This is a genomic window from Enterobacter sp. 296B2 (assembly GCF_034106185.1).
GTDB lineage: Bacteria > Pseudomonadota > Gammaproteobacteria > Enterobacterales > Enterobacteriaceae > Enterobacter > Enterobacter cloacae_N.
Map to the genome: position 1 here is coordinate 17,373 of NZ_JAWNCA010000028.1, position 26,854 is coordinate 44,226.

The window sequence follows — 26,854 nt, forward strand, 5'->3', positions numbered from 1 at the left end:
TTATATATTCCGATTTTTAAACAATTTTCTTTCGCTGGTCGTATTTGCATGGTAAATCATATTTTCTGAAATTATTACAGTGCGTTGGCGAAGGGAGTGTAGCGTGACAGTGGAGTCAGAAGTGCCAGAAAATAATATTAAACAACCACAAGTTACTGATGGGATTAAACCGCAGTTGCGCACGGTGGATCTTAATCTATTGACGGTGTTTGATGCCGTCATGCAGGAGCAGAATATCACCCGGGCGGCACAATCGTTGGGAATGTCACAACCTGCGGTAAGCAACGCGGTTGCCAGGCTTAAAGTGATGTTCAACGACGAATTATTCGTTCGTTATGGCAGAGGGATCCAGCCGACAGCGCGGGCTTTCCAGCTTTTCGGCTCCATCCGCCAGGCGCTGCAGCTGGTGCAAAATGAGCTGCCAGGCTCGGGCTTTGAACCCTTAAGCAGTGAGAGAGTATTCCATCTCTGCGTCTGCAGCCCATTAGATAATTATCTGACATCAATTATTTATAATAAAGTTGAAGAGATCGCACCTAATATTAATCTTGTCTTTAAATCGTCCTTAAATCAAAACACTGAACACCAGTTACGTTACCAGGAAACCGAATTCGTCCTGGGTTATGAAGAATTCCGCCGTCCTGAATTTTCATGTGTACCGCTGTTTAAAGATGAAATGGTGCTGGTTGCCAGCAAAAAACATCCACGACTGAATGCTCCGCTACGTGAAAGTGACGTTTATGGCGAACAGCATGCCGTTGTCGCGCTCGACAGATATGCCTCCTTTAGCCTGCCGTGGTACGACACTGCGGAGAAACAGGCGAGCGTGGCTTATCAGGGAATGGCCATGGTCAGCGTATTAAACGTCGTTTCCCAGACGCAGCTGGTGGCAATTGCGCCACGCTGGCTGGCAGAAGAGTTCTCTGGCGCATTAAATCTGCAAATTCTGCCCCTGCCGCTCAAGCTAAATAGCCGTACCTGCTATCTCTCCTGGCATGAAGCCGCTGGACGGGATAAAGGACATCAGTGGATGGAAGAGCTACTTATTAGCATCTGCCGTCGATAATCGAGTCAGGATAAATTGCATCTCTGCATGTGATTTATCCTGGTTTTATTTCATTTATTGATATTTTGTTCTGTTGTGTATTTTGTCTGGCGGCTGCCAGGCCTGTAAAAATAGATGATTTTCTGGATCGCCGCGCTTTTCAGCGATGATTTATCATCTCGTCCTCTAATTTCAGATGAATTAACCATATCCTCTGACAATGTTTGTTTTTTCTGCTTTCACGGCCTCTTCTCTCTCCTGGTTTGCGAATTGCCTGCCTCATAACGAGCGGTTAAGGTAAGTATCACTCTGCAAAATAGAAGACGGGTTCATCCCGATCGCAAGACGGTGCGGAAATGAATTCGGCGGTCCGTCTATAACAAAATGCCTGGAGGCAAAGCATGGAGATGTTGTCTGGCGCGGAAATGGTCGTCCGGTCGCTGATCGATCAGGGCGTAAAGCAAGTGTTCGGCTATCCTGGCGGTGCGGTTCTTGATATTTATGATGCGCTGCATACGGTAGGGGGCATTGACCATGTGCTGGTACGCCATGAGCAGGCGGCGGTGCACATGGCCGATGGCCTGGCGCGTGCGACGGGTGAAGTGGGCGTGGTCCTGGTCACATCGGGGCCCGGTGCGACAAACGCCATTACCGGCATTGCGACCGCGTACATGGACTCTATTCCGCTGGTGATCCTTTCCGGACAGGTCGCGACATCACTGATTGGCTATGACGCGTTTCAGGAGTGCGACATGGTCGGGATTTCGCGTCCCGTTGTGAAGCACAGCTTCCTGGTCAAGCAAACCGAAGACATTCCTGGCGTGCTGAAGAAGGCGTTCTGGCTGGCGGCAAGCGGGCGCCCGGGGCCGGTGGTGGTCGATCTCCCTAAAGATATCCTGAACCCGGCAAACAAGCTGCCTTATGTCTGGCCGGAATCGGTGAGCATGCGTTCTTACAACCCAACAACGCAGGGCCACAAAGGTCAGATCAAACGCGCGCTGCAAACGCTGCTGGCTGCTAAAAAACCGGTGGTCTATGTCGGTGGCGGGGCTGTCAATTCAGCGTGTGAGGCACAGCTTCGTGAACTGGTTGAAAAGCTCAATCTTCCTGTTGCGTCATCGCTGATGGGGCTCGGAGCGTTTCCCGCCACCCACCGTCAGGCGCTCGGCATGTTAGGGATGCACGGTACCTATGAAGCCAACATGACAATGCATCATTCTGACGTGATCTTTGCCGTCGGCGTGCGTTTTGACGATCGTACTACCAACAACCTGGCGAAGTACTGCCCGAATGCCACCGTGCTGCACATTGATATTGATCCAACCTCAATTTCAAAAACAGTGTCGGCTGATGTACCTATCGTCGGTGACGCTCGTCAGGTCCTTGAACAAATGCTGGATCTGCTGGCCCTGGAGAACACAGCTCAGCCGCTGGATGAGATCCGCGACTGGTGGCAGCAAATTGAGCAGTGGCGCGCGCGGCAGTGTCTGAAATATGACACCCAAAGCGAGCATATTAAGCCGCAGGCGGTCATCGAAGCGGTCTGGCGACTGACGAAAGGCGATGCATATGTAACCTCTGACGTGGGTCAGCATCAAATGTTTGCCGCCCTCTATTATCCGTTTGATAAACCGCGTCACTGGATCAACTCGGGTGGTTTAGGCACGATGGGCTTTGGCTTGCCTGCCGCGCTGGGCGTTAAGCTGGCGCTGCCAAATGAAACCGTTGTCTGCGTGACCGGTGACGGCAGTATCCAGATGAACATTCAGGAACTCTCCACCGCGCTGCAATATGAGCTGCCGGTGCTGGTGCTCAACCTCAACAACGGCTATCTCGGCATGGTGAAGCAGTGGCAGGATATGATCTACTCAGGCCGCCACTCTCAGTCGTATATGGAATCGCTGCCGGATTTTGTTCGTCTTGCTGAAGCTTACGGTCATGTGGGGATGCGGGTGACCGACCCGGCTGAACTGGAAACGAAGCTTGCAGAAGCGCTTGAGCACGTTAAAAACAACCGCCTTGTCTTTATGGATGTCATCGTTGATGGGACCGAGCACGTTTATCCGATGCATATTCGCGGCGGCGGTATGGATGAGATGTGGTTAAGCAAAACGGAGAGAACCTGATATGCGCCGGATATTATCGGTATTACTGGAAAACGAGTCTGGCGCACTGTCGCGCGTCATTGGGCTTTTTGCGCAGCGCGGCTATAACATTGAAAGCCTGACCGTAGCGCCAACGGACGATCCGACGCTGTCGCGTATGACGATTCAGACCGTTGGCGACGCCAAGGTGATTGAGCAGATCGAGAAACAGCTGCATAAGCTGGTCGACGTGCTGCGCGTGAGCGAGCTGGGGCAGGGCGCTTACGTTGAGCGTGAGGTTATGCTGGTAAAAATTCAGGCCAGCGGTTACGGGCGGGAAGAGGTCAAACGCAATGCGGATATCTTCCGCGGGCAGATCATCGACGTCACGCCTTCTCTTTATACGGTTCAGCTGGTCGGAACCAGTGACAAGCTGGACGCTTTCCTGGCGTCCGTGCGGGATGTAGCAAAAATTGTTGAGGTGGCGAGATCGGGGATCGTTGGTCTGTCACGCGGCGAGAAAATCATGCGGTAGTTATTAAAAAGGTTCGCCTCTTTCAGCCCGGTCACCAAAGCCGGGCTTTTTTTTGCGTAATCAGCCGACAACGCAGATAAAAGCGGTTGCCGCGAAGGCTTTTCTGCGTTTAGATGTTAAAAGATTTAACCATAACCTTGACAGGGCCATGGACTCTTTTCTTTTTTTAAGGGGCAATTGTGAAACTGGATGAAATCGCCCGGCTAGCCGGCGTGTCACGAACAACGGCCAGCTATGTGATTAACGGCAAAGCAAAGCAGTACCGTGTCAGCGATAAGACCGTTGAAAAAGTTATGGCGGTGGTTCGTGAGCATAACTACCATCCGAATGCTGTCGCTGCCGGCCTGCGCGCCGGGCGCACCCGCTCTATTGGTCTGGTGATCCCGGATCTGGAAAACACCAGCTATACCCGTATCGCCAACTATCTTGAACGTCAGGCTCGTCAGCGCGGTTACCAGTTGCTGATCGCCTGTTCTGAAGACCAGCCCGATAACGAGATGCGCTGCATTGAGCATCTGCTCCAGCGTCAGGTTGATGCCATCATCGTCTCGACCTCCTTACCGCCGGAGCATCCGTTCTACCAGCGCTGGGCGAACGATCCTTTCCCCATCGTTGCGCTGGACCGCGCACTCGATCGTGAGCATTTCACAAGCGTAGTGGGTGCCGATCAGGATGACGCGGAAATGCTGGCCGCTGAGCTAAGAACTTTCCCCGCTGAAACGGTGCTGTATCTTGGCGCGCTGCCTGAGCTTTCCGTGAGCTTCCTGCGTGAGCAGGGGTTCAGAACCGCCTGGAAAGACGATCCGCGTGAAGTCCACTATCTCTATGCCAACAGCTATGAACGCGAAGCCGCTGCGCAGCTGTTCGAAAAATGGCTGGAGACGCACCCGATGCCCCAGGCGCTGTTCACCACGTCGTTTGCTCTTCTGCAGGGGGTGATGGATGTCACCTTACGTCGTGAAGGCAAGCTTCCCTCCGACCTGGCGATCGCCACGTTTGGGGATAACGAGCTTCTCGATTTCCTTCAGTGCCCGGTGCTGGCGGTGGCTCAGCGTCACCGCGATGTAGCTGAACGCGTTCTGGAGATTGTTCTGGCGAGCCTGGATGAGCCGCGAAAACCGAAGCCGGGTCTGACGCGTATCAAACGTAATCTCTATCATCGCGGAATTTTGAGCCGCCATAAATGAAATGACGGGGCGGCGAAAACCGCCCCTTTTTACTGAAATAATTTGCCGAGTTAATTCCCGCAATGAAATTAGGATAATTCTTGAGAGATCATAATCTACTATTTTTCCTAATTCATTTTGTCGTTTAAAATGGTCCTTAAAGAATCATGAAGCCATTTTAAAAGCCTATCTTTGTATTATTTTGTTACAAACCCTCTTCGGTCGATGAATATTCAGCCGTTTTTCCTTCCCCCTTGACCGGCCAGCAACGCAGCCGCTGCCTTCACCGTCCGCTTGCGTGAATCTGGCGCTGTTATCCCCAGAGAATCTGTCATAAAATGCTGCCCGCGTCGCAAACTGACACTTTATATTTATCTGCGATGATATTGAGTGAGCCTTAACGCTAGTGTGCATATTCGGTTTTTTTCTTACAAATATTCATAACGTTAATTTTGCCTCGCCAGTTGTGCAGTTATTAGCCAGGTCTGTTTATCTCTGTAAATAGCGGCCTTTCGGGTCCTTATAGGGAGAGTCCTGGCTTGACAAGCTTTTCCCTCGCTCCGTAAACTCCTTTAGGTGGGAATTTGTGGGTTAAAGTGGTGAGGAGGGGTGAGACTGGCATGTTCCGTGGAGCTACGTTAGTCAATCTCGACAGCAAAGGGCGTTTATCGGTCCCAACCCGATATCGCGACCAGCTGATTGAGAACGCTTCGGGTCAAATGGTTTGCACCATTGACATCAACTCCCCCTGCCTGCTGCTTTACCCCTTACCTGAATGGGAAATTATTGAGCAAAAGCTGTCGCGACTGTCGAGCATGAACCCGCAAGAGCGCCGCGTGCAGCGGCTGTTATTGGGACATGCCAGTGAGTGTCAGATGGATAGCGCCGGGCGATTACTGATTGCGCCCGTGCTGCGGCAACATGCCGGTCTGACCAAAGAAGTGATGCTGGTCGGACAGTTCAACAAGTTTGAACTGTGGGACGAAACGACCTGGTATCAACAGGTCAAGGAAGATATCGACGCTGAGCAGTCTGATTCCGCCACTTTATCGGAACGGCTGCAGGACTTGTCTCTATAAATATGATGGAAAATTATAAACACAAAACGGTGCTGCTGGACGAGGCCGTAAACGGCCTGAACATTCGTCCGGATGGCATCTACATTGATGGCACGTTTGGTCGCGGTGGTCACTCGCGTTTGATCCTCTCCCAGCTTGGAGAGGAAGGGCGTCTGCTGGCAATCGATCGCGATCCGCAGGCGATTGCCGTTGCACAGACCATCAATGACCCACGCTTTTCCATCGTGCATGGACCTTTCTCTGCGCTCGCGGATTACGTTGCCGAGCGCGATCTTACGGGCAAGATCGACGGGATTCTTCTCGATCTTGGCGTCTCTTCACCCCAGCTTGATGATGCAGAACGCGGCTTCTCCTTTATGCGTGACGGTCCGCTGGACATGCGTATGGACCCGACGCGTGGCCAGTCTGCCGCCGAATGGCTGCAGACCGCTGACGAAGCGGATATTGCCTGGGTGATCAAAACCTTTGGCGAAGAACGTTTTGGCAAGCGCATTGCGCGCGCCATCGTTGAGCGCAACCGCGTTGAGCCAATGACCCGCACCAAAGAGCTGGCCGAAGTGATTGCGGCGGCGACGCCGGTGAAGGATAAACACAAACATCCCGCGACCCGTACCTTCCAGGCGGTTCGCATCTGGGTAAACAGTGAACTGGAGGAAATAGAGCTGGCGCTAAAAAGCTCGCTCGACGTGCTGGCCCCGGGTGGGCGGTTATCCATCATCAGCTTCCATTCGCTGGAAGACCGCATTGTGAAACGCTTCATGCGTGAACAGAGCCGCGGTCCACAAGTGCCAGCAGGGCTGCCGATGACGGAAGAACAACTCAGGAAGCTGGGTGGCCGTCAGTTGCGAGCATTAGGCAAGTTGATGCCGGGCGAAGAAGAGGTGGCAGAGAATCCACGCGCCCGTAGTTCAGTGCTGCGAGTAGCAGAGAGGACGAACGCATGATCGGCAGAGTGACAGAGACCCTAAGCAAAGTTAAGGGATCGTTAGGAAGCAACGAGCGCCATGCTTTGCCTGGCGTGATCGGCGACGATCTTTTGCGGTTTGGGAAGCTGCCACTCTGCCTGTTCATTTGCATCATTGTTACGGCAGTTACGGTGGTGACCACGGCTCACCATACACGTTTATTGACTGCGCAGCGCGAGCAGCTGGTTCTGGAACGCGATGCGCTGGATATTGAATGGCGAAATCTGATCCTTGAAGAAAACGCGCTCGGCGATCACAGCCGGGTTGAACGGATCGCAACGGAAAAGCTGCAACTGCAGCATGTTGATCCTTCCCAGGAAAATATCGTAGTACAAAAATAAGGGAAAACGCGACGCATGAAAGCAGCGGCAAAAACGCTAAAACCAAAACGTCAGGAAGAACAGGCCAACTTTATCAGTTGGCGTTTTGCGTTGCTTTGCGGCTGCATTTTACTGGCGCTGGGTTTCCTGCTGGGGCGCGTGGCGTGGCTGCAAATCATCGCCCCTGACATGCTGGTACGCCAGGGGGATATGCGCTCCCTTCGCGTTCAGGAAGTGTCGACTTCTCGCGGAATGATAACCGACCGTTCAGGCCGCCCGCTGGCGGTGAGCGTGCCGGTGAAAGCGATCTGGGCCGACCCGAAAGAGCTGCACGATGCCGGTGGCATCACGCTTGATAACCGCTGGAAAGCGCTGTCAGATGCGCTCAAAATGCCGCTGGATCAGCTTGCCTCCCGCGTCAACGCGAACCCGAAAGGGCGTTTTATCTATCTGGCGCGCCAGGTTAACCCTGACATGGCGGACTACATTCGAAAACTGAAGCTGCCGGGCATTCATCTGCGCGAAGAATCCCGTCGTTACTATCCGTCCGGTGAAGTAACCGCTCACCTCATTGGCTTCACCAACGTCGACAGCCAGGGGATTGAGGGCGTTGAAAAAAGTTTCGATAAGTGGCTTACCGGCCAGCCGGGCGAGCGAATTGTGCGTAAGGACCGCTACGGGCGCGTCATCGAAGATATCTCCTCTACGGACAGCCAGGCGGCGCACAACCTGGCCCTGAGTATTGACGAGCGCCTGCAGGCGCTGGTCTACCGCGAGCTCAACAACGCCGTGGCGTTTAACAAGGCCGAGTCAGGCAGCGCCGTGCTGGTGGATGTCAGTACTGGCGAAGTGCTGGCCATGGCCAACAGTCCGTCCTACAACCCGAATAACTTTACCGGCACCGCAAAAGATGCGATGCGTAACCGGGCGATTACTGACGTGTTCGAACCCGGCTCCACGGTGAAACCGATGGTGGTGATGACGGCGCTTCAGCGCGGTATCGTCAATGAAAACACGGTCCTGAACACGATCCCTTACCGTATTAACGGCCACGAGATTAAAGACGTGGCGCGCTACAGCGAATTGACCCTGACCGGGGTGTTACAGAAGTCGAGTAACGTCGGTGTTTCAAAGCTGGCGTTAGCGATGCCGTCCTCAGCGTTAGTAGAGACTTACTCACGTTTTGGACTGGGAAAGGCGACCAATTTGGGGTTGGTCGGAGAACGCAGTGGCTTATATCCTCAAAAACAACGGTGGTCTGACATAGAGAGGGCCACCTTCTCTTTCGGCTACGGGCTAATGGTAACCCCGTTACAGTTAGCGCGAGTCTACGCAACGATTGGCAGCTACGGCGTCTATCGCCCGCTGTCCATCACCAAAGTTGATCCACCGGTTCCGGGCGAGCGTATCTTCCCGGAATCCATCGTTCGTACCGTTGTGCACATGATGGAAAGCGTGGCGCTGCCGGGTGGCGGCGGCGTGAAGGCGGCCATTAAAGGCTACCGCATCGCCATTAAAACCGGTACGGCGAAAAAGGTGGGGCCAGACGGTCGCTACATCAACAAATACATTGCCTATACCGCAGGCGTTGCGCCTGCAAGCAATCCGCGTTTTGCGCTTGTGGTCGTCATTAACGATCCACAGGCGGGTAAATACTACGGCGGCGCCGTTTCTGCGCCTGTGTTTGGCGCCATCATGGGCGGCGTGTTACGCACCATGAACGTTGAACCGGATGCGCTGGCGACGGGCGAAAAAAGTGAATTTGTAATTAATCAAGGCGAGGGTACAGGTGGCAGATCGTAATTTGCGCGACCTTCTCGCTCCGTGGGTGCCTATGCTACCTGCGCGAGCACTACGAGAGATGGTACTGGACAGCCGCGTGGCTGCTTCTGGCGATCTTTTTGTGGCGGTGGTCGGTCATCAGGCGGACGGGCGTCGTTATATCCCGCAGGCGATTGCGCAAGGTGTTGCTGCCATTATTGCTGAGGCCAAAGACGAAGCAACCGACGGTGAGATCCGTGAAATTCACGGGGTGCCGGTTGTCTATCTCAGCCAGTTGAATGAGCGTCTCTCTGCACTGGCAGGACGTTTTTATCACGAACCTTCCGACCAGCTGCGTCTGGTTGGCGTGACGGGCACGAACGGAAAAACCACCACCACGCAGCTGATGGCGCAGTGGGCTCAACTGCTGGGTGAAACGGGGGCCGTGATGGGCACCGTAGGCAACGGCCTGCTGGGCAAAGTGAGCCCGACGGAAAACACCACCGGCTCGGCGGTTGACGTACAGCATGTGCTTGCCGGTCTGGCAGGGCAGGGGGCAACCTTTGCTGCGATGGAAGTCTCTTCGCACGGTCTGGTTCAGCACCGCGTCGCGGCGCTGAAATTTGCTGCTTCAGTGTTCACGAACCTGAGCCGCGATCACCTTGATTACCATGGTGATATGGAGCACTACGAAGCCGCGAAATGGCTGCTGTTCTCTACTCACCATTACGGCCAGGCTATCATCAACGCCGATGACGAAGTGGGCCGCCGCTGGCTTGCGAAGCTGCCGGACGCGGTTGGGGTGTCGATGGAAGACCATATCAATCCGAACTGCCACGGCCGCTGGCTGAAGGCCGTTGACGTTAACTATCACGACAGCGGCGCAACGATCCGCTTTGCCTCTTCCTGGGGGGAAGGTGAAATTGAAAGCCGCCTGATGGGGGCGTTTAACGTCAGCAACCTGCTGCTGGCTCTGGCGACGTTGCTGGCGCTGGGTTATCCGATGGCGGAGCTGCTGGAAACGTCAACGCGTCTGCAGCCGGTTTGCGGCCGTATGGAAGTGTTCAGCGCGCCGGGTAAACCGACCGTAGTGGTTGATTATGCCCACACCCCGGATGCGCTGGAAAAAGCACTGGAAGCAGCGCGCCTGCACTGCACCGGTAAGCTCTGGTGCGTGTTTGGCTGCGGCGGCGATCGCGATAAAGGCAAACGCCCGCTGATGGGGGCTATTGCCGAGCAGTTCGCGGATATTCCGGTTGTGACCGATGACAACCCGCGTACCGAAGAGCCGCGCGCCATCATCAACGATATTCTGGCGGGAATGCTGGACGCCGGTCGTGCCCGCGTGGTGGAAGGCCGTGCGGAAGCCGTGACCAACACCATTATGCAGGCGCAGGAGAATGATGTTGTTCTGCTGGCGGGCAAAGGGCATGAAGATTATCAGATTGTTGGCAATCGCCGTCTGGACTACTCGGACCGCGTAACGGCAGCACGCCTGCTGGGAGTAGTGGCATGATTAGCATCACGTTACGTCAGGCCGCTGCCATCCTGCAGGGCGACCTGCACGGGCAAGACCTGACCATCGATGCCGTGACGACTGACACCCGCAAAATTACTGCGGGCTGTCTGTTTGTGGCGCTGAAAGGCGAGCGTTTTGACGCGCATGATTTTGCAGAACAGGCCAAAGAGAACGGCGCCGGTGCGCTGCTCGTCAGCCGCAGGCTCGATATCGATCTGCCGCAGATTGTGGTGAACGATACGCGTCTCGCGTTCGGCGAGCTGGCCGCCTGGGTGCGTCAGCAGGTGCCTGCTCGCGTTGTCGCACTGACCGGGTCATCAGGCAAAACGTCGGTGAAAGAGATGACGGCGGCGATCCTCAGCCAGTGCGGCAATACGCTCTATACCGCGGGCAACCTCAATAATGACATCGGCGTGCCGATGACATTACTTCGCCTGACCAAAGAGCATGAATTTGCGGTGATCGAGTTAGGGGCAAACCACCAGGGCGAAATCGCCTGGACCGTAAGCCTGACTCGCCCGGAAGCGGCGCTGGTGAATAACCTGGCGGCGGCGCATCTTGAAGGCTTCGGCTCGCTGGAAGGTGTGGCGAAAGCGAAAGGTGAGATTTACACCGGCCTGCCGGATGACGGTATTGCCATTCTTAACGCCGATAACAACGACTGGCTGAACTGGCAAAGCATCATTGGTTCACGTAAAACCTGGCGCTTCTCGCCGAATGCGGCCAACAGTGACTTTACCGCGACCAATATCCATGTGACGTCGCACGGTACGGAGTTCACCCTCACCACCCCGACGGGTGGCGTAGACGTGCTGCTGCCGCTGCCGGGACGCCATAACATCGCCAATGCGCTTGCGGCAGCGGCGTTATCGACGGCGGTGGGCGCGTCGCATGAGGCGATCAAAGCGGGGCTGGCGAACCTGAAAGCCGTGCCGGGACGTCTGTTCCCGATTCAGCTTTCGGAAAACAAGCTGCTGCTGGATGACTCCTACAACGCGAACGTCGGCTCGATGACGGCGGCGGTGCAGGTATTATCTGAAATGCCGGGCTACCGCATCATGGTGGTTGGCGATATGGCCGAGCTGGGCGATGAAAGCGAAGCCTGTCATACCCAGGTCGGTGAAGCGGCAAAAGCGGCGGGGCTGGACTGCGTGCTGAGCGCAGGAAAACTGAGCCAGGCGATTAGCCGTGCCAGCGGCGTTGGCGAACATTTTGCCGATAAAGCCGCCTTAATTGAGCGCCTTAAGGCATTAATTACAGAAAAACAAATTGTGACAGTGTTAGTGAAAGGTTCACGTAGTGCCGCCATGGAAGAGGTTGTGCACGCATTACAGGAGAACGGGACATGTTAGTTTGGCTGGCCGAACATTTGGTCAAATATTATTCTGGCTTTAACGTCTTTTCGTATCTGACGTTTCGCGCCATCGTCAGCCTGCTGACTGCGCTGTTCATCTCGTTGTGGATGGGCCCGCGCATGATTGCCCGTCTGCAAAAACTCTCTTTCGGCCAGGTCGTACGTAACGACGGTCCGGAGTCGCACTTCAGCAAGCGCGGTACGCCGACGATGGGCGGGATCATGATCCTTACCGCGATCGTTGTTTCCGTGCTGCTGTGGGCCTACCCGTCCAACCCGTACGTCTGGTGCGTGCTGACCGTGCTGGTGGGCTACGGCATTATCGGGTTTGTGGATGATTACCGCAAAGTCGTCCGCAAAGACACGAAGGGCCTGATCGCCCGCTGGAAGTATTTCTGGATGTCAGTGATTGCGCTGGGCGTGGCCTTCGCGCTGTATCTGGCCGGGAAAGACACGCCTGCCACCGAGCTGGTGGTGCCGTTCTTTAAAGACGTGATGCCGCAACTGGGGCTGTTCTACATCCTGCTGGCCTACTTTGTGATTGTTGGCACAGGCAACGCCGTTAACCTGACCGACGGTCTGGATGGCCTGGCCATTATGCCAACCGTCTTTGTGGCCGCCGGTTTCGCGCTGGTGGCGTGGGCGACCGGTAACATGAACTTTGCGAACTACCTGCACATCCCTTATCTGCGCCACGCGGGTGAGCTGGTGATCGTCTGTACGGCGATTGTCGGCGCGGGGCTGGGCTTCCTGTGGTTCAACACCTACCCGGCGCAGGTCTTTATGGGCGACGTCGGTTCTCTGGCTTTAGGCGGTGCGCTCGGCATTATCGCCGTACTGCTGCGTCAGGAGTTCCTGCTGGTGATCATGGGCGGCGTGTTTGTGGTTGAGACCCTGTCGGTGATTTTGCAGGTTGGCTCCTTCAAGCTGCGCGGTCAGCGCATCTTCCGTATGGCGCCGATCCACCACCACTATGAACTGAAAGGCTGGCCGGAGCCGCGCGTGATTGTGCGCTTCTGGATTATTTCGCTGATGCTGGTGCTGATTGGCCTGGCAACGCTGAAGGTACGTTAATCATGGCAGATTACCAGGGCAAAAAAGTCGTTATCATCGGGTTAGGCCTCACAGGCCTCTCCTGCGTGGACTTTTTCCTTGCGCGCGGCGTTACGCCGCGCGTGATGGATACGCGTGTCTCTCCGCCGGGTCTGGACAAGCTGCCGGAACAGGTTGAACGCCACCTTGGTGGTCTGAATGATGACTGGCTGCTGGCAGCCGATCTGATTGTCGCCAGCCCGGGAATGGCGCTGGCGCACCCTTCATTGAGCGCTGCCGCGGATGCGGGCGTTGAGATTGTCGGCGATATCGAACTGTTCTGCCGCGAAGCGCAGGCGCCGGTTATCGCGATCACCGGTTCTAACGGCAAAAGCACCGTTACTACCCTGGTGGGTGAAATGGCGAAAGCCGCAGGCATGAACGTAGGGGTAGGCGGCAATATCGGTCTGCCCGCGCTGATGCTGCTGGACAAAGGCTGCGAGCTGTACGTTCTGGAACTTTCCAGCTTCCAGCTTGAAACCACCTCCAGCCTGCATGCGGCGGCGGCAACAATCCTCAACGTGACTGAAGATCATATGGACCGGTATCCATTTGGTCTGCAGCAGTACCGCGCGGCCAAGCTGCGCGTATACGAAAACGCCAAAGTCTGCGTGGTTAACGCCGATGACGCGCTGACCATGCCCGTGCGTGGCGCGGACGAGCGCTGTATCAGCTTTGGTATCACCATGGGTGATTATCATCTGAACCGTCAGTTGGGAGAAACCTGGCTGCGCGTGAAAGGCGAGAAAGTGCTGAACGTGAAAGAGATGAAGCTTTCCGGCCAGCACAACTACACCAATGCCCTGGCGGCGCTGGCGCTTGCGGATGCCGTAGGGCTGCCGCGCTCTTCCAGCCTGAAAGCGTTGACTACGTTTTCCGGCCTGGCGCACCGTTTCCAGCTGGCGCTGGAGCATAACGGCGTGCGCTGGATTAACGACTCCAAAGCGACCAACGTGGGAAGCACGGAGGCCGCGCTGAACGGTCTGCACGTTGACGGTACCCTTCATCTGCTGTTGGGTGGAGACGGCAAATCCGCAGATTTCTCCTCCCTGAAGCCGTATCTCACCGGCGATAACATCCGCCTGTACTGCTTTGGCCGCGACGGCAGCGAGCTGGCTGAACTACGCCCGGAAATTGCCGAGCAAACTGAAACCATGGAACAGGCGATGCGGCTGATCGCCCCGCGCGTGCAGCCTGGCGATATGGTTCTGCTCTCCCCGGCGTGCGCCAGCCTCGATCAGTTTAAGAATTTCGAACAGCGTGGCGATGTCTTTACCCGCCTTGCGAAGGAGTTAGGCTGATGCGTTTATCTCTCCCTCGCCTGAAAATGCCGCGCCTGCCAGGATTTGGGATCCTGGTGTGGCTGTTTGCGGCGCTGAAAGGCTGGGTGATGGCTTCACGGGATAAAGATTCCGATAGCCTGATTATGTACGACCGCACCCTGTTCTGGCTGACGCTGGGGCTGGCGGCGATCGGCTTTATCATGGTGACCTCGGCTTCCATGCCCGTCGGGCAGCGTCTGGCGAACGATCCCTTCCTGTTCGCCAAGCGTGACGGGCTGTACATCATTCTGGCGTTTTGCCTGGCGCTGGTGACGCTTCGTCTGCCGATGGCGTTCTGGCAGCGGCACAGTACCGCGATGCTGATCGCTTCTATCATCATGCTCTTGATCGTGCTGGTTGTCGGGAGCTCCGTTAACGGGGCATCGCGCTGGATCGCCTTCGGCCCGCTGCGTATTCAGCCGGCGGAATTTACCAAGCTTTCATTGTTCTGCTATCTGGCGAACTACCTGGTCCGTAAGGTCGATGAGGTGCGTAATAACCTTCGCGGGTTCTTAAAGCCGATGGGCGTGATTCTGGTGCTGGCGATCCTGCTGCTGGCGCAGCCTGACCTCGGTACTGTGGTAGTGCTGTTCGTGACGACGCTGGCGATGCTGTTCCTGGCAGGGGCCAAGCTGTGGCAGTTCATTGCCATTATCGGAATGGGGATATCAGCGGTGGTGCTGCTGATCCTCGCTGAGCCTTACCGTATCCGCCGCGTTACCTCATTCTGGAACCCCTGGGAAGATCCGTTCGGCAGCGGTTATCAGCTGACGCAGTCGCTGATGGCGTTTGGCCGCGGTGAAGTCTGGGGGCAAGGCCTGGGCAATTCGGTTCAGAAACTGGAGTATTTACCGGAAGCGCATACTGACTTCATCTTCTCCATTATTGGGGAAGAACTGGGTTATATCGGTGTGGTATTAGCGCTATTAATGGTATTCTTCGTCGCTTTCCGTGCTATGTCCATCGGCCGGAAAGCGCTGGAGATCGATCACCGCTTCTCAGGCTTCTTAGCCTGCTCAATTGGTATCTGGTTTAGCTTCCAGGCGCTGGTTAACGTCGGGGCCGCAGCGGGTATGCTGCCGACCAAAGGTCTGACGTTGCCGCTGATCAGCTATGGTGGTTCGAGTCTGTTGATCATGTCGACGGCCATTATGTTTTTGTTACGCATAGATTATGAGACGCGTCTGGAGAAAGCCCAGGCGTTTACACGAGGTTCACGATGAATCAACCGAAGCGGTTAATGGTGATGGCGGGCGGTACCGGCGGACACGTGTTCCCGGGACTGGCGGTTGCGCACCATTTAATGGATCAGGGCTGGCAGGTACGCTGGCTGGGAACCGCAGACCGCATGGAGGCCGACCTGGTACCGAAGCACGGTATCGAGATCGACTTTATTCGAATTTCTGGCCTGCGGGGAAAAGGCCTCAAGGCCATGCTGCTGGCACCGGTGCGTATTTTCAACGCCTGGCGTCAGGCGCGCACCATCATGAAGCGCTTTAAGCCCGATGTGGTGTTGGGCATGGGCGGCTATGTCTCTGGTCCCGGCGGGCTGGCCGCATGGTCATTGGGTATTCCCGTTGTGCTGCATGAGCAGAACGGTATTGCCGGCCTGACCAACAAGTGGCTGGCGAAAATCGCGACCAAAGTGATGCAGGCGTTTCCCGGCGCGTTCCCGAAAGCGGACGTGGTGGGCAACCCGGTGCGCGTGGACGTGCTGGCGCTACCGCTGCCGGATGCCCGCCTGGCGGGACGTGAAGGTCCGGTTCGTGTGCTGGTTGTCGGTGGGTCTCAGGGGGCGCGTATTTTAAACCAGACGATGCCGCAGGTGGCGGCAAAGCTGGGGGATGCCGTGACGATCTGGCACCAGAGCGGAAAAGGCGCTCAGCAGACCGTTGAGCAGGCTTATGCCGAAGCGGGAAAACCGCAGCATAAAGTGACGGAATTTATTGACGATATGGCCGCAGCCTATGCCTGGGCCGATGTCGTGGTCTGCCGCTCGGGGGCGCTGACGGTGAGCGAAATTGCCGCCGCCGGTTTACCCGCGCTGTTCGTGCCGTTCCAGCACAAAGACCGACAGCAGTACTGGAATGCGCTGCCGCTTGAGAAAGCCGGCGCGGCGAAAATTTTTGAACAGCCACAATTTACCGCCGATGCGGTCGCCACCACCCTGGCGGGCTGGAACAGAGACGCACTGCTGGAGATGGCACAACGCGCGCGCGCGGTTGCTATCCCGGATGCGACAGAACGGGTGGCAAAAGAAGTGAGCCTGGCAGCCCAGGCTTAACCCTCGCAGCGCGTGAAGCGCGGCACGAATTTTAAGTAGTCGATGGCGTTTAGAGAATGAATACACAACAACTGGCAAAACTGCGTTCAATCGTGCCCGAGATGCGTCGCGTCCGGCACATTCACTTTGTTGGCATCGGTGGTGCTGGCATGGGCGGTATTGCCGAAGTGTTAGCTAACGAAGGCTATCAGATCAGCGGGTCTGACCTGGCGCCAAACCCTGTAACGCAGCAGCTGGCGTCGCTTGGGGCGACTATCTATTTCAACCATCGCCCGGAAAACGTGCGCGATGCGAGCGTGGTGGTGGTCTCAAGCGCCATCTCCTCTGACAACCCGGAAATCGTTGCCGCGCATGAAGCGCGCATTCCCGTGATCCGCCGTGCTGAAATGCTGGCGGAACTGATGCGTTTCCGTCACGGCATCGCGATTGCCGGCACCCACGGTAAAACCACGACCACGGCGATGGTCTCCAGTATTTATGCGGAAGCCGGGCTCGATCCGACGTTCGTCAACGGCGGTCTGGTGAAAGCGGCAGGCGTGCATGCGCGTCTGGGCCACAGCCGTTATCTGATTGCGGAAGCGGATGAGAGTGACGCGTCGTTCCTGCATCTGCAGCCGATGGTGGCGATTGTCACGAACATCGAAGCTGACCATATGGATACCTACCAGGGCGACTTCGAGAACTTAAAGCAGACCTTTATCAACTTCCTGCACAACCTGCCGTTTTATGGGCGTGCGGTAATGTGCGTCGACGACCCGGTGATCCGCGAGCTGCTGCCGCGCGTCGGTCGTCAAATCACCACCTATGGTTTCAGCGAAGACGCTGACGTTCGCGTGGAAGCGTACAAACAGATTGGTGCGCAGGGCCATTTCACTCTGGCGCGTCAGGACAAAGAGCTGCTGCACGTCACGCTGAATGCGCCTGGGCGCCATAACGCGCTCAACGCCGCTGCGGCAGTGGCTGTTGCGACGGAAGAAGGCATTGACGATGAAGCGATCCTGCGCGCGCTGGAAAGCTTCCAGGGCACGGGGCGTCGCTTCGACTTCCTCGGTGAATTCCCGCTGGATGCGGTGAATGGTAAGCCAGGCACCGCGATGCTGGTAGACGACTACGGTCACCATCCGACCGAAGTGGACGCGACCATCAAAGCCGCACGCGCGGGCTGGCCGGAGAAGAATCTGGTGATGATCTTCCAGCCGCACCGCTTCACGCGTACCCGCGATCTGTATGACGATTTCGCCAGCGTCCTGTCGCAGGTGGATACCCTGCTGATGCTGGATGTTTACGCCGCAGGCGAAACGCCGATTCCGGGCGCGGACAGTCGTTCCCTGTGTCGTACCATTCGCGGGCGCGGTAAAGTTGACCCTATTCTGGTATCTGATCCGGCGCAGGTGGCGGAAATTCTGGCACCGGTCCTGACCGGTAACGATCTGATTCTGATTCAGGGTGCGGGAAATATCGGCAAAATCGCCCGTACTTTAGCCGAAATCAAACTGAAGCCGCAAACCCAGGAGGATGAGCATCATGGCTGATAAGATTGCAGTCCTCTCTGGCGGCACCTCCGCCGAGCGCGAGGTTTCCCTGAATTCCGGGGCTGCCGTGCTGGCGGGCCTGCGTGAAGGCGGCGTAAACGCGCACCTGGTCGATCCAAAAGAGGTCGACGTGACGCAATTAAAAGCGATGGGCTTCGATAAGGTCTTTATCGCGCTACATGGTCGTGGCGGTGAAGACGGAACCCTGCAGGGGCTTCTGGATCTGATCGGCATGCCTTACACCGGCAGCGGCGTGATGGCTTCCGCCATCTCTATGGATAAACTGCGCAGTAAGTTACTCTGGCAGGGCGCGGGGCTACCTGTTGCACCTTGGGTGGCGCTGACCCGTCGCGAATTTGAATTGGGCCTGTCGGACAGCGTTAATACACGCATTGCGTCACTGGGCTTACCGGTTATTGTAAAGCCGAGCCGGGAAGGGTCGAGCGTCGGGATGTCAAAGGTCGATAAAGCTGAAGATTTGTCATCTGCTTTAGCGCTGGCATTTCAACATGATGAAGAAGTTCTGATTGAAAAATGGCTCAGCGGGCCGGAATTTACCGTCGCGATGCTTGGCGAAGAAATTTTACCGTCAATTCGCATCCAACCCGCCGGAGTCTTCTATGATTATGAGGCGAAGTATCTCTCTGATGAGACGCAATATTTCTGCCCTTGTGGTCTTGAAGGTGAGCGTGAAGCCGAATTACAGTCCCTGGTGGTAAAAGCCTGGAATGTTCTCGGGTGTCGTGGCTGGGGACGCATTGATGTGATGCAGGACAATGACGGGCAGTTTTATCTGTTGGAAGCCAATACCTCGCCGGGAATGACCAGCCACAGCCTTGTGCCGATGGCGGCGCGTCAGGCGGGAATGAGCTTCTCTCAGTTAGTCGTACGTATTCTGGACCAGGCGGGCTGATATGTCTCAGGCTGCATTGAACACGCGCAACCGCGATGACGAAGAAGAATATACTTCTTCACGCCGGAGTAATGGAACGCGTCTTGCAGGGATTATTTTCCTGCTCGGGGTGCTGTGCACCGTGTTTATCAGCGGCTGGATGGTGCTGGGATGGATGGAAGATGCGCAGCGGCTGCCGCTGTCGAAGCTGGTGGTGACCGGTGAGCGTCACTACACGCGTAACGATGATATTCGCCAGTCAATTTTGGCGCTGGGATCGCCCGGCACCTTTATGACGCAGGACGTCAATATTATTCAGAGCCAGATTGAACGTCTGCCATGGATAAAACAGGCGAGTGTCAGAAAACAATGGCCTGATGAATTGAAGATTCATCTGGTTGAATATGTGCCCATTGCGCGTTGGAATGATCAGCACATGGTTGACGTAGACGGAAATTCCTTCAGCGTCCCGAGCGATCGTGTCAACAAGCAAAATTTACCGATGTTGTATGGCCCGGAAGGCAGCGAAAACGAAGTATTGCAGGGTTTTCGTGAAATGGGCCAGGTGCTGGCGAAGGACAGGTTTACGTTAAAAGATGCTGCGATGACGGCGCGCCGCTCCTGGCAGCTGACGTTGACGAACGGCATTAAGCTCAACCTGGGACGCGGCGACACAATGAAACGTCTGGCGCGTTTTGTAGAACTTTACCCGGTTTTACAGCAGCAGGCGCAGACGGACGGCAAACGGATAAGCTACGTTGATTTGCGCTATGACTCAGGCGCAGCAGTCGGTTGGGAGCCGGCTCCGGTCGAGGAACCTAATCAGCAACAGAATCAGGCACAGGTACAGGCAGAACAACAATGATCAAGGCGACGGACAGAAAACCGGTAGTTGGACTGGAGATTGGCACCGCGAAGGTTGCCGCTTTAGTAGGGGAAGTTCTGCCCGACGGTATGGTCAATATCATTGGCGTGGGCAGTTGCCCGTCCCGTGGTATGGATAAAGGTGGGGTAAACGACCTTGAGTCGGTGGTGAAGTGCGTACAGCGCGCCATCGATCAGGCTGAATTAATGGCAGATTGCCAGATTTCTTCTGTCTATCTGGCCCTTTCTGGCAAGCACATCAGCTGCCAGAACGAAATTGGTATGGTGCCTATTTCCGAAGAAGAAGTGACGCAGGAAGACGTTGAAAACGTTGTGCATACGGCGAAGTCCGTGCGCGTTCGCGATGAGCATCGCGTGCTGCACGTGATCCCGCAGGAGTATGCGATCGACTACCAGGAAGGGATCAAGAACCCGGTTGGTCTGTCTGGCGTGCGTATGCAGGCAAAAGTGCACCTGATCACATGTCACAACGATATGGCGAAGAACATTGTAAAAGCCGTTGAACGTTGTGGCCTGAAAGTTGACCAACTTATTTTCGCCGGTCTGGCGGCAAGTTATTCCGTGCTGACCGAAGACGAACGTGAACTGGGTGTCTGTGTGGTCGATATTGGTGGTGGTACAATGGACATGGCCGTGTATACCGGCGGTGCGCTGCGCCACACCAAAGTGATCCCATACGCAGGGAACGTTGTGACCAGCGATATTGCTTACGCTTTCGGTACGCCACCGAGCGATGCAGAAGCGATTAAAGTACGCCACGGCTGTGCGCTGGGGTCTATTGTTGGCAAAGATGAGAGCGTTGAAGTGCCGAGCGTGGGCGGTCGTCCGCCGCGTAGCCTGCAGCGCCAGACGTTGGCAGAGGTGATTGAGCCACGCTATACCGAGCTGCTCAACCTGGTCAACGAAGAGATTTTACAGTTACAGGAACAGCTTCGTCAGCAGGGCGTGAAACATCATCTTGCGGCGGGGATTGTATTAACCGGCGGTGCAGCGCAAATTGAAGGTCTTGCGGCCTGCGCTCAGCGCGTGTTCCATACGCAGGTGCGTATTGGTGCGCCGCTGAATATTACCGGTTTAACGGATTATGCCCAGGAGCCGTACTATTCAACGGCAGTGGGCCTGCTCCACTACGGGAAGGAATCTCATCTCAGTGGTGAAGCAGAAGTGGAAAAACGCGTCTCAGTGGGGTCGTGGGTCAAACGACTGAACAACTGGCTGCGAAAAGAGTTTTAATTTTTTAAAGAGACCGGAGAGAATTAGCGGTCTCGGGCGACAGGCACAACGGAGAGAGAAATTATGTTTGAACCTATGGAACTGACCAACGACGCGGTGATTAAAGTCATCGGCGTCGGTGGCGGCGGCGGTAACGCCGTAGAGCATATGGTGCGTGAACGCATTGAAGGTGTTGAATTCTTTGCAGTTAACACCGATGCGCAAGCACTTCGTAAGACGGCAGTTGGCCAGACTATCCAGATCGGCGGTGGTATCACCAAAGGCCTGGGGGCTGGAGCTAACCCGGAAGTCGGCCGTAACGCGGCTGAAGAAGATCGTGAAGCCCTGCGTGCTGCACTGGAAGGTGCGGACATGGTCTTCATCGCAGCAGGCATGGGCGGCGGTACTGGTACCGGTGCAGCACCTGTTGTGGCTGAAGTGGCAAAAGATTTAGGTATCCTGACCGTTGCTGTCGTGACCAAGCCTTTCAACTTCGAAGGCAAAAAGCGTATGGCCTTCGCGGAGCAGGGTATCACCGAGCTGTCCAAGCATGTGGACTCGCTGATCACTATCCCGAACGACAAGCTGTTGAAAGTGCTGGGTCGCGGTATCTCCCTGCTGGACGCCTTCGGCGCAGCAAACGACGTGCTGAAAGGCGCGGTTCAGGGTATCGCTGAACTGATTACCCGTCCTGGCCTGATGAACGTTGACTTTGCAGACGTTCGCACCGTGATGTCCGAAATGGGCTACGCGATGATGGGCTCTGGCGTGGCGAGCGGTGAAGACCGTGCAGAAGAAGCGGCTGAAATGGCTATCTCTTCTCCACTGCTGGAAGATATCGATCTGTCTGGTGCGCGCGGCGTGCTGGTCAACATTACCGCTGGCTTTGACCTGCGTCTGGATGAGTTCGAAACCGTGGGTAACACCATCCGTGCGTTCGCCTCTGACAACGCGACCGTGGTAATCGGTACGTCTCTTGACCCGGAAATGAACGACGAGCTGCGTGTTACCGTTGTTGCGACCGGTATCGGTATGGACAAGCGTCCTGAGATCACCCTGGTGACCAACAAGCAGACTCAGCAACCGGTAATGGATCGTTACCAGCAGCACGGTATGTCTCCTCTGACTCAGGAGCAAAAACCGGCCGCGAAAGTGGTGAACGACCCAACGCCGCAAACGGCAAAAGAGCCAGATTATCTGGACATCCCGGCGTTCCTGCGTAAGCAAGCTGACTAAGAATTGGCTGGAATTTGGGGATTTGCGCTCTTTGTGCTAAACTGGCCCACCGTTAGTGATATACACTCTCGGTTGGATAGTTAATTTGGCGAGATTATACGATGATCAAACAAAGGACACTTAAACGTATCGTTCAGGCGACGGGTGTCGGTTTACATACCGGCAAGAAAGTCACACTGACGTTACGCCCTGCGCCGGCCAATACCGGGGTCATCTATCGTCGCACCGACTTGAATCCACCGGTAGATTTTCCGGCCGATGCCAAATCTGTGCGTGATACTATGCTCTGTACTTGTCTGGTGAACGAGCATGACGTGCGGATTTCTACCGTAGAGCACCTGAACGCCGCCCTGGCGGGTCTGGGTATCGACAACATTATTGTTGAAGTCGATGCGCCAGAAATCCCGATTATGGATGGTAGTGCTGCGCCGTTCGTTTATCTGTTGCTGGATGCTGGCATCGAAGAACTGAACTGTGCGAAGAAATTTGTTCGCATTAAAGAGACCGTTCGCGTCGAAGATGGCGACAAGTGGGCTGAATTCAAACCGTACAATGGTTTCTCGTTGGACTTTACCATCGACTTTAACCATCCGGCGATTGATGCCAGCACCCAACGCTATGCGATGAACTTCTCTGCTGATGCGTTTATGCGCCAGATCAGCCGCGCACGTACGTTTGGCTTCATGCGTGATATCGAATATCTGCAGTCCCGCGGCCTGTGCCTGGGCGGCAGCTTCGATTGTGCCATCGTTGTTGACGATTATCGCGTACTGAACGAAGACGGCCTGCGTTTTGAAGATGAATTCGTTCGTCACAAAATGCTGGACGCGATCGGCGACCTCTTCATGTGTGGTCACAACATCATTGGTGCATTTACCGCGTTTAAATCCGGTCATGCACTGAACAACAAACTGTTGCAGGCCGTCCTGGCAAAACAGGAAGCCTGGGAATATGTGACCTTCGAAGACGAAGCTGAGCTGCCGCTGGCGTTCAAAGCACCGACTATGGTCCTGGCGTAACGGTTAACGCCGTTTCGTAAGAAAAGCGACTGGTTCACCTGGTACTCTCTCCGACCAGGGAAGCCAGTCGTTTTTATTTCTGCCCTTCTTTGATTTGTCCCTCTATTCCCTGGCCTTTGTCGGGTGCCGAATAACGGTGTGTTCGCTGCATTATTGACCGTTTTTACCTGCTACAAGGTGTCATTCCTGCTGCTGTGTAGTGGCTTTAGTGGTAATATCTGGGCGCTAAAAAAAGAATAACTGAACTCAGCCTGCACTGGCGGGCGAATGTGGTGGAGCAAGTGAGCGGAATACTGACGCGCTGGCGACAATTTGGCAGACGTTACTTCTGGCCGCATCTCTTATTAGGGATGGTCGCGGCAAGTTTCGGCTTGCCTGCGCTCAGCAACAGTGCGGAAGCGGCGACACCAGCACGTTCCACTACGACTAAACACGATCTCTCGACGCGGGTTAATTTTACGAATCTCGCGTGGCTAGAAGCCAGCCGTCGTCCTAATTTCTCCGTTGATTACTGGCAGCAGCACGCCATCCGCACGGTTATCCGTCATCTGTCGTTCGCGATGGCGCCGCAGACGATGCCTGTTGCTGAAGAAACGCTGCCGGTTCAGGCTCAGCATCTTGCCCTGCTCGATACGCTTAATGCGCTTCTGACGCAGGACAACCAGCCGCCTGTGAACGTGAGTCAGACGGCGCAAACCGGGTTTGTCTCCCCTGTATCATTCTCCGTTTCGACATGGATTAGCCAGGTTCACGGCATCCGCGCCGGGCCACAACGCCTCAGCTAAATTAACTTTTTCAATACCTTAATTTATCTGCCCGTCTGGGGCGTTTGAGAATTTATTATGCTAATCAAATTATTAACCAAAGTTTTCGGTAGTCGTAACGATCGTACCCTGCGCCGTATGCGCAAAGCTGTAAACGTCATCAACGGTATGGAACCGGCGATGGAGAAGCTCTCTGATGATGAGCTCAAAGCGAAAACGGCGGAATTCCGCGCGCGCCTGGAAAAAGGCGAAACCCTGGAGAGCCTTATTCCGGAAGCTTTCGCGGTTGTGCGTGAAGCGAGTAAACGCGTATTTGGCATGCGTCACTTCGACGTTCAGCTGCTGGGTGGTATGGTGCTTAACGAGCGCTGCATCGCGGAAATGCGTACCGGTGAAGGTAAAACACTGACCGCAACGCTGCCGGCTTACCTGAATGCACTGACCGGTAAGGGCGTTCACGTCGTTACCGTCAACGATTATCTGGCCCAGCGTGATGCCGAAAACAACCGTCCGCTGTTCGAATTCCTCGGCATGACCGTCGGCATCAACATGTCCGGCCTGCCGGCGCCCGCCAAGCGTGAAGCGTATAACGCTGATATCACCTACGGTACCAACAACGAATACGGCTTCGACTACCTGCGTGACAACATGGCGTTCAGCCCGGAAGAGCGCGTCCAGCGCAAGCTGCACTATGCGCTGGTGGATGAGGTTGACTCCATTCTTATCGATGAGGCGCGTACCCCGCTGATCATCTCCGGCCCGGCCGAAGACAGCTCTGACATGTACCGTAAAGTCGACAAAATCATTCCACACCTGCTGCGCCAGGAGAAAGAAGACTCCGATACCTTCCAGGGTGAAGGCCACTTCTCCGTTGATGAGAAAGCGCGCCAGGTGAACCTGACCGAACGTGGTCTGGTGAAAATTGAAGAGCTGCTGGTGGCTGAAGGCATTATGGAAGAAGGCGAGTCTCTGTACTCTCCGAGCAACATTATGCTGATGCACCACGTAACCGCCGCGCTGCGTGCGCACGCGCTGTTCACCCGCGACGTCGACTACATCGTCAAAGACGGTGAAGTCATCATCGTCGATGAACACACCGGTCGTACCATGCAGGGCCGTCGCTGGTCTGACGGTCTGCACCAGGCCGTTGAGGCGAAAGAAGGCGTGGATATCCAGAACGAAAACCAGACGCTGGCGTCTATTACCTTCCAGAACTACTTCCGTCTGTACGAGAAGCTGGCAGGGATGACCGGTACTGCAGATACCGAAGCGTTTGAATTCAGCTCCATCTACAAGCTGGATACCGTGGTTGTGCCAACCAACCGTCCGATGATCCGTAAGGATATGCCGGACCTGGTGTACATGACCGAAGCGGAAAAAATTCAGGCGATCATCGAAGATATTCGTGACCGTACTGCCAATGGTCAGCCGGTTCTGGTGGGGACCATCTCCATCGAGAAATCTGAAGTGGTTTCTAACGAACTGACCAAAGCTGGCATCAAGCACAACGTTCTGAACGCCAAGTTCCACGCTAAAGAAGCAGACATTGTTGCTCAGGCTGGCTATCCGGCAGCCGTGACCATCGCCACCAACATGGCGGGCCGTGGTACCGATATTATGCTGGGCGGTAGCTGGCAGGCTGAAGTTGCAGAGCTGGAAAACCCAACGCCAGAGCAGATCGCGCAGATCAAAGCCGACTGGCAGGTGCGCCACGACGCGGTGCTGGCATCCGGTGGCCTGCACATCATTGGTACCGAGCGTCACGAATCTCGTCGTATCGACAACCAGCTGCGTGGCCGTGCGGGTCGTCAGGGGGACGCCGGTTCTTCCCGCTTCTATCTGTCTATGGAAGATGCGCTGATGCGTATTTTCGCCTCCGACCGCGTGTCCGGCATGATGCGTAAGCTGGGCATGAAGCCAGGCGAAGCCATTGAGCACCCGTGGGTGACTAAAGCGATCGCTAACGCCCAGCGTAAAGTGGAAAGCCGCAACTTCGATATTCGTAAGCAGCTGCTGGAATACGATGACGTTGCCAACGATCAGCGTCGTGCAATCTACACCCAGCGTAACGAACTGCTGGACGTGTCCGACGTGAGCGAAACCATCAACAGCATCCGCGAGGATGTGTTCAAAGCCACCATCGACGCGCATATTCCACCGCAGTCTCTGGAAGAGATGTGGGATGTTGAAGGCCTGCAGGAACGCCTCAAAAACGACTTCGATCTCGATCTGCCAATCAAAGAGTGGCTGGACAAAGAGCCTGAGCTTCATGAAGAGACCCTGCGCGAACGTATCTTTGAAACCGCGCTGGAGGTTTACAAGCGTAAGGAAGAAGTGGTTGGCGCTGAGATGATGCGACACTTCGAAAAAGGCGTGATGCTGCAGACGCTGGACTCCCTGTGGAAAGAGCACCTGGCGGCGATGGACTACCTGCGTCAGGGTATCCACCTGCGTGGCTATGCACAGAAAGATCCGAAGCAGGAGTACAAGCGTGAATCCTTCTCCATGTTTGCCTCTATGCTGGAGTCGCTGAAGTATGAAGTGATCAGCACCCTGAGTAAGGTTCAGGTGCGTATGCCGGAAGAAGTGGAAGCGATGGAGCAGCAGCGTCGTGAAGAAGCTGAGCGTCTGGCGCAGATGCAGCAGCTGAGCCACCAGACCGACGAAAGCGAAGCCGCAGCAGCGATCGCCGCGCAGACCGGCGATCGTAAAGTGGGTCGTAACGATCCATGCCCATGTGGTTCTGGTAAAAAATACAAGGCCTGCCACGGCCGTCTGAACTAAGTTC

The 26,854-nt window shown here is 55.6% G+C and carries 22 protein-coding genes; all 22 read left to right on the forward strand.

The genetic code is table 11. From position 1 onward, the window contains the following. The first annotated feature begins 103 nt into the window (after window positions 1-103). The 22 genes from leuO (at window position 104) to secA (ending at window position 26,850) form a co-directional block, all read left to right on the forward strand. On the forward strand, window positions 104-1,066 hold the full coding sequence (leuO, locus tag URZ40_RS18295) for a transcriptional regulator LeuO (protein WP_302219616.1): 963 nt from the start codon (window positions 104-106) through the stop codon (window positions 1,064-1,066). Window positions 1,067-1,446: 380 nt separating this feature from the next. Further along, complete coding sequence (gene ilvI, locus URZ40_RS18300; RefSeq protein WP_166710107.1) at window positions 1,447-3,171, forward strand: acetolactate synthase 3 large subunit; 1,725 nt, start codon at window positions 1,447-1,449, stop codon at window positions 3,169-3,171. Window position 3,172: 1 nt separating this feature from the next. Next, complete coding sequence (gene ilvN / locus URZ40_RS18305; protein WP_045259452.1) at window positions 3,173-3,664, forward strand: acetolactate synthase small subunit; 492 nt, start codon at window positions 3,173-3,175, stop codon at window positions 3,662-3,664. A 179-nt stretch (window positions 3,665-3,843) separates the two neighbouring features. Beyond that, window positions 3,844-4,851, forward strand: coding sequence for a catabolite repressor/activator (cra, locus tag URZ40_RS18310; protein ID WP_014168621.1), 1,008 nt, complete (start codon window positions 3,844-3,846; stop codon window positions 4,849-4,851). Window positions 4,852-5,450: 599 nt separating this feature from the next. Beyond that, entirely contained in the window at window positions 5,451-5,909 is a 459-nt protein-coding gene (mraZ, locus tag URZ40_RS18315; protein WP_014882537.1) for a division/cell wall cluster transcriptional repressor MraZ, read from the forward strand. Window positions 5,910-5,911: 2 nt separating this feature from the next. Then, window positions 5,912-6,853, forward strand: coding sequence for a 16S rRNA (cytosine(1402)-N(4))-methyltransferase RsmH (rsmH, locus tag URZ40_RS18320; protein ID WP_028015503.1), 942 nt, complete (start codon window positions 5,912-5,914; stop codon window positions 6,851-6,853). Continuing rightward, window positions 6,850-7,215, forward strand: a complete 366-nt coding sequence (gene ftsL, locus URZ40_RS18325; RefSeq protein ID WP_006173860.1) for a cell division protein FtsL — start codon at window positions 6,850-6,852, stop codon at window positions 7,213-7,215. The genes rsmH and ftsL overlap by 4 nt, the downstream gene beginning before the upstream one ends. Window positions 7,216-7,230: 15 nt before the next feature. After that, window positions 7,231-8,997: a peptidoglycan glycosyltransferase FtsI gene (locus URZ40_RS18330; RefSeq protein ID WP_028015504.1), complete on the forward strand. Its 1,767-nt coding sequence runs from the start codon at window positions 7,231-7,233 to the stop codon at window positions 8,995-8,997. Beyond that, complete coding sequence (gene murE, locus URZ40_RS18335) at window positions 8,984-10,471, forward strand: UDP-N-acetylmuramoyl-L-alanyl-D-glutamate--2,6-diaminopimelate ligase (RefSeq protein ID WP_316379692.1); 1,488 nt, start codon at window positions 8,984-8,986, stop codon at window positions 10,469-10,471. Before URZ40_RS18330 ends, murE begins: the two co-directional genes overlap by 14 nt. Further along, on the forward strand, window positions 10,468-11,826 hold the full coding sequence (murF, locus tag URZ40_RS18340) for a UDP-N-acetylmuramoyl-tripeptide--D-alanyl-D-alanine ligase (RefSeq protein ID WP_116342502.1): 1,359 nt from the start codon (window positions 10,468-10,470) through the stop codon (window positions 11,824-11,826). The genes murE and murF overlap by 4 nt, the downstream gene beginning before the upstream one ends. After that, complete coding sequence (mraY, locus tag URZ40_RS18345) at window positions 11,820-12,902, forward strand: phospho-N-acetylmuramoyl-pentapeptide-transferase (protein WP_008501985.1); 1,083 nt, start codon at window positions 11,820-11,822, stop codon at window positions 12,900-12,902. The genes murF and mraY overlap by 7 nt, the downstream gene beginning before the upstream one ends. A 2-nt stretch (window positions 12,903-12,904) precedes the next feature. Beyond that, complete coding sequence (gene murD, locus URZ40_RS18350) at window positions 12,905-14,221, forward strand: UDP-N-acetylmuramoyl-L-alanine--D-glutamate ligase (RefSeq protein WP_166710111.1); 1,317 nt, start codon at window positions 12,905-12,907, stop codon at window positions 14,219-14,221. Next, complete coding sequence (ftsW, locus tag URZ40_RS18355; protein ID WP_028015508.1) at window positions 14,221-15,465, forward strand: cell division protein FtsW; 1,245 nt, start codon at window positions 14,221-14,223, stop codon at window positions 15,463-15,465. Before murD ends, ftsW begins: the two co-directional genes overlap by 1 nt. Next, window positions 15,462-16,526 (forward strand): undecaprenyldiphospho-muramoylpentapeptide beta-N-acetylglucosaminyltransferase, encoded by a 1,065-nt coding sequence (gene murG, locus URZ40_RS18360; protein WP_116342506.1) that lies wholly within the window; start codon window positions 15,462-15,464, stop codon window positions 16,524-16,526. The genes ftsW and murG overlap by 4 nt, the downstream gene beginning before the upstream one ends. Window positions 16,527-16,582: 56 nt before the next feature. Continuing rightward, complete coding sequence (gene murC, locus URZ40_RS18365; protein ID WP_116342508.1) at window positions 16,583-18,058, forward strand: UDP-N-acetylmuramate--L-alanine ligase; 1,476 nt, start codon at window positions 16,583-16,585, stop codon at window positions 18,056-18,058. Continuing rightward, window positions 18,051-18,971: a D-alanine--D-alanine ligase gene (locus tag URZ40_RS18370; protein ID WP_192981997.1), complete on the forward strand. Its 921-nt coding sequence runs from the start codon at window positions 18,051-18,053 to the stop codon at window positions 18,969-18,971. The genes murC and URZ40_RS18370 overlap by 8 nt, the downstream gene beginning before the upstream one ends. 1 nt (window position 18,972) lies before the next feature. After that, complete coding sequence (gene ftsQ / locus URZ40_RS18375) at window positions 18,973-19,815, forward strand: cell division protein FtsQ (RefSeq protein WP_116342512.1); 843 nt, start codon at window positions 18,973-18,975, stop codon at window positions 19,813-19,815. After that, window positions 19,812-21,068 (forward strand): cell division protein FtsA, encoded by a 1,257-nt coding sequence (ftsA, locus tag URZ40_RS18380; protein ID WP_320720963.1) that lies wholly within the window; start codon window positions 19,812-19,814, stop codon window positions 21,066-21,068. Before ftsQ ends, ftsA begins: the two co-directional genes overlap by 4 nt. A 63-nt stretch (window positions 21,069-21,131) precedes the next feature. After that, window positions 21,132-22,283 (forward strand): cell division protein FtsZ, encoded by a 1,152-nt coding sequence (gene ftsZ / locus URZ40_RS18385; RefSeq protein ID WP_008501978.1) that lies wholly within the window; start codon window positions 21,132-21,134, stop codon window positions 22,281-22,283. 101 nt (window positions 22,284-22,384) lie between these two features. Continuing rightward, the gene (gene lpxC, locus URZ40_RS18390; RefSeq protein WP_061099229.1) at window positions 22,385-23,302 is read left to right on the forward strand and encodes a UDP-3-O-acyl-N-acetylglucosamine deacetylase; all 918 of its coding nucleotides are present in this window, start codon (window positions 22,385-22,387) and stop codon (window positions 23,300-23,302) included. A gap of 281 nt (window positions 23,303-23,583) precedes the next feature. Then, window positions 23,584-24,087 carry a secA translation cis-regulator SecM gene (gene secM, locus URZ40_RS18395; RefSeq protein WP_163330317.1) on the forward strand — a complete coding sequence of 168 codons (504 nt, stop codon included), beginning with the start codon at window positions 23,584-23,586 and terminating at the stop codon, window positions 24,085-24,087. 57 nt (window positions 24,088-24,144) lie between these two features. Then, window positions 24,145-26,850 carry a preprotein translocase subunit SecA gene (gene secA / locus URZ40_RS18400; protein WP_116342514.1) on the forward strand — a complete coding sequence of 902 codons (2,706 nt, stop codon included), beginning with the start codon at window positions 24,145-24,147 and terminating at the stop codon, window positions 26,848-26,850. Window positions 26,851-26,854 lie beyond the last annotated feature (4 nt).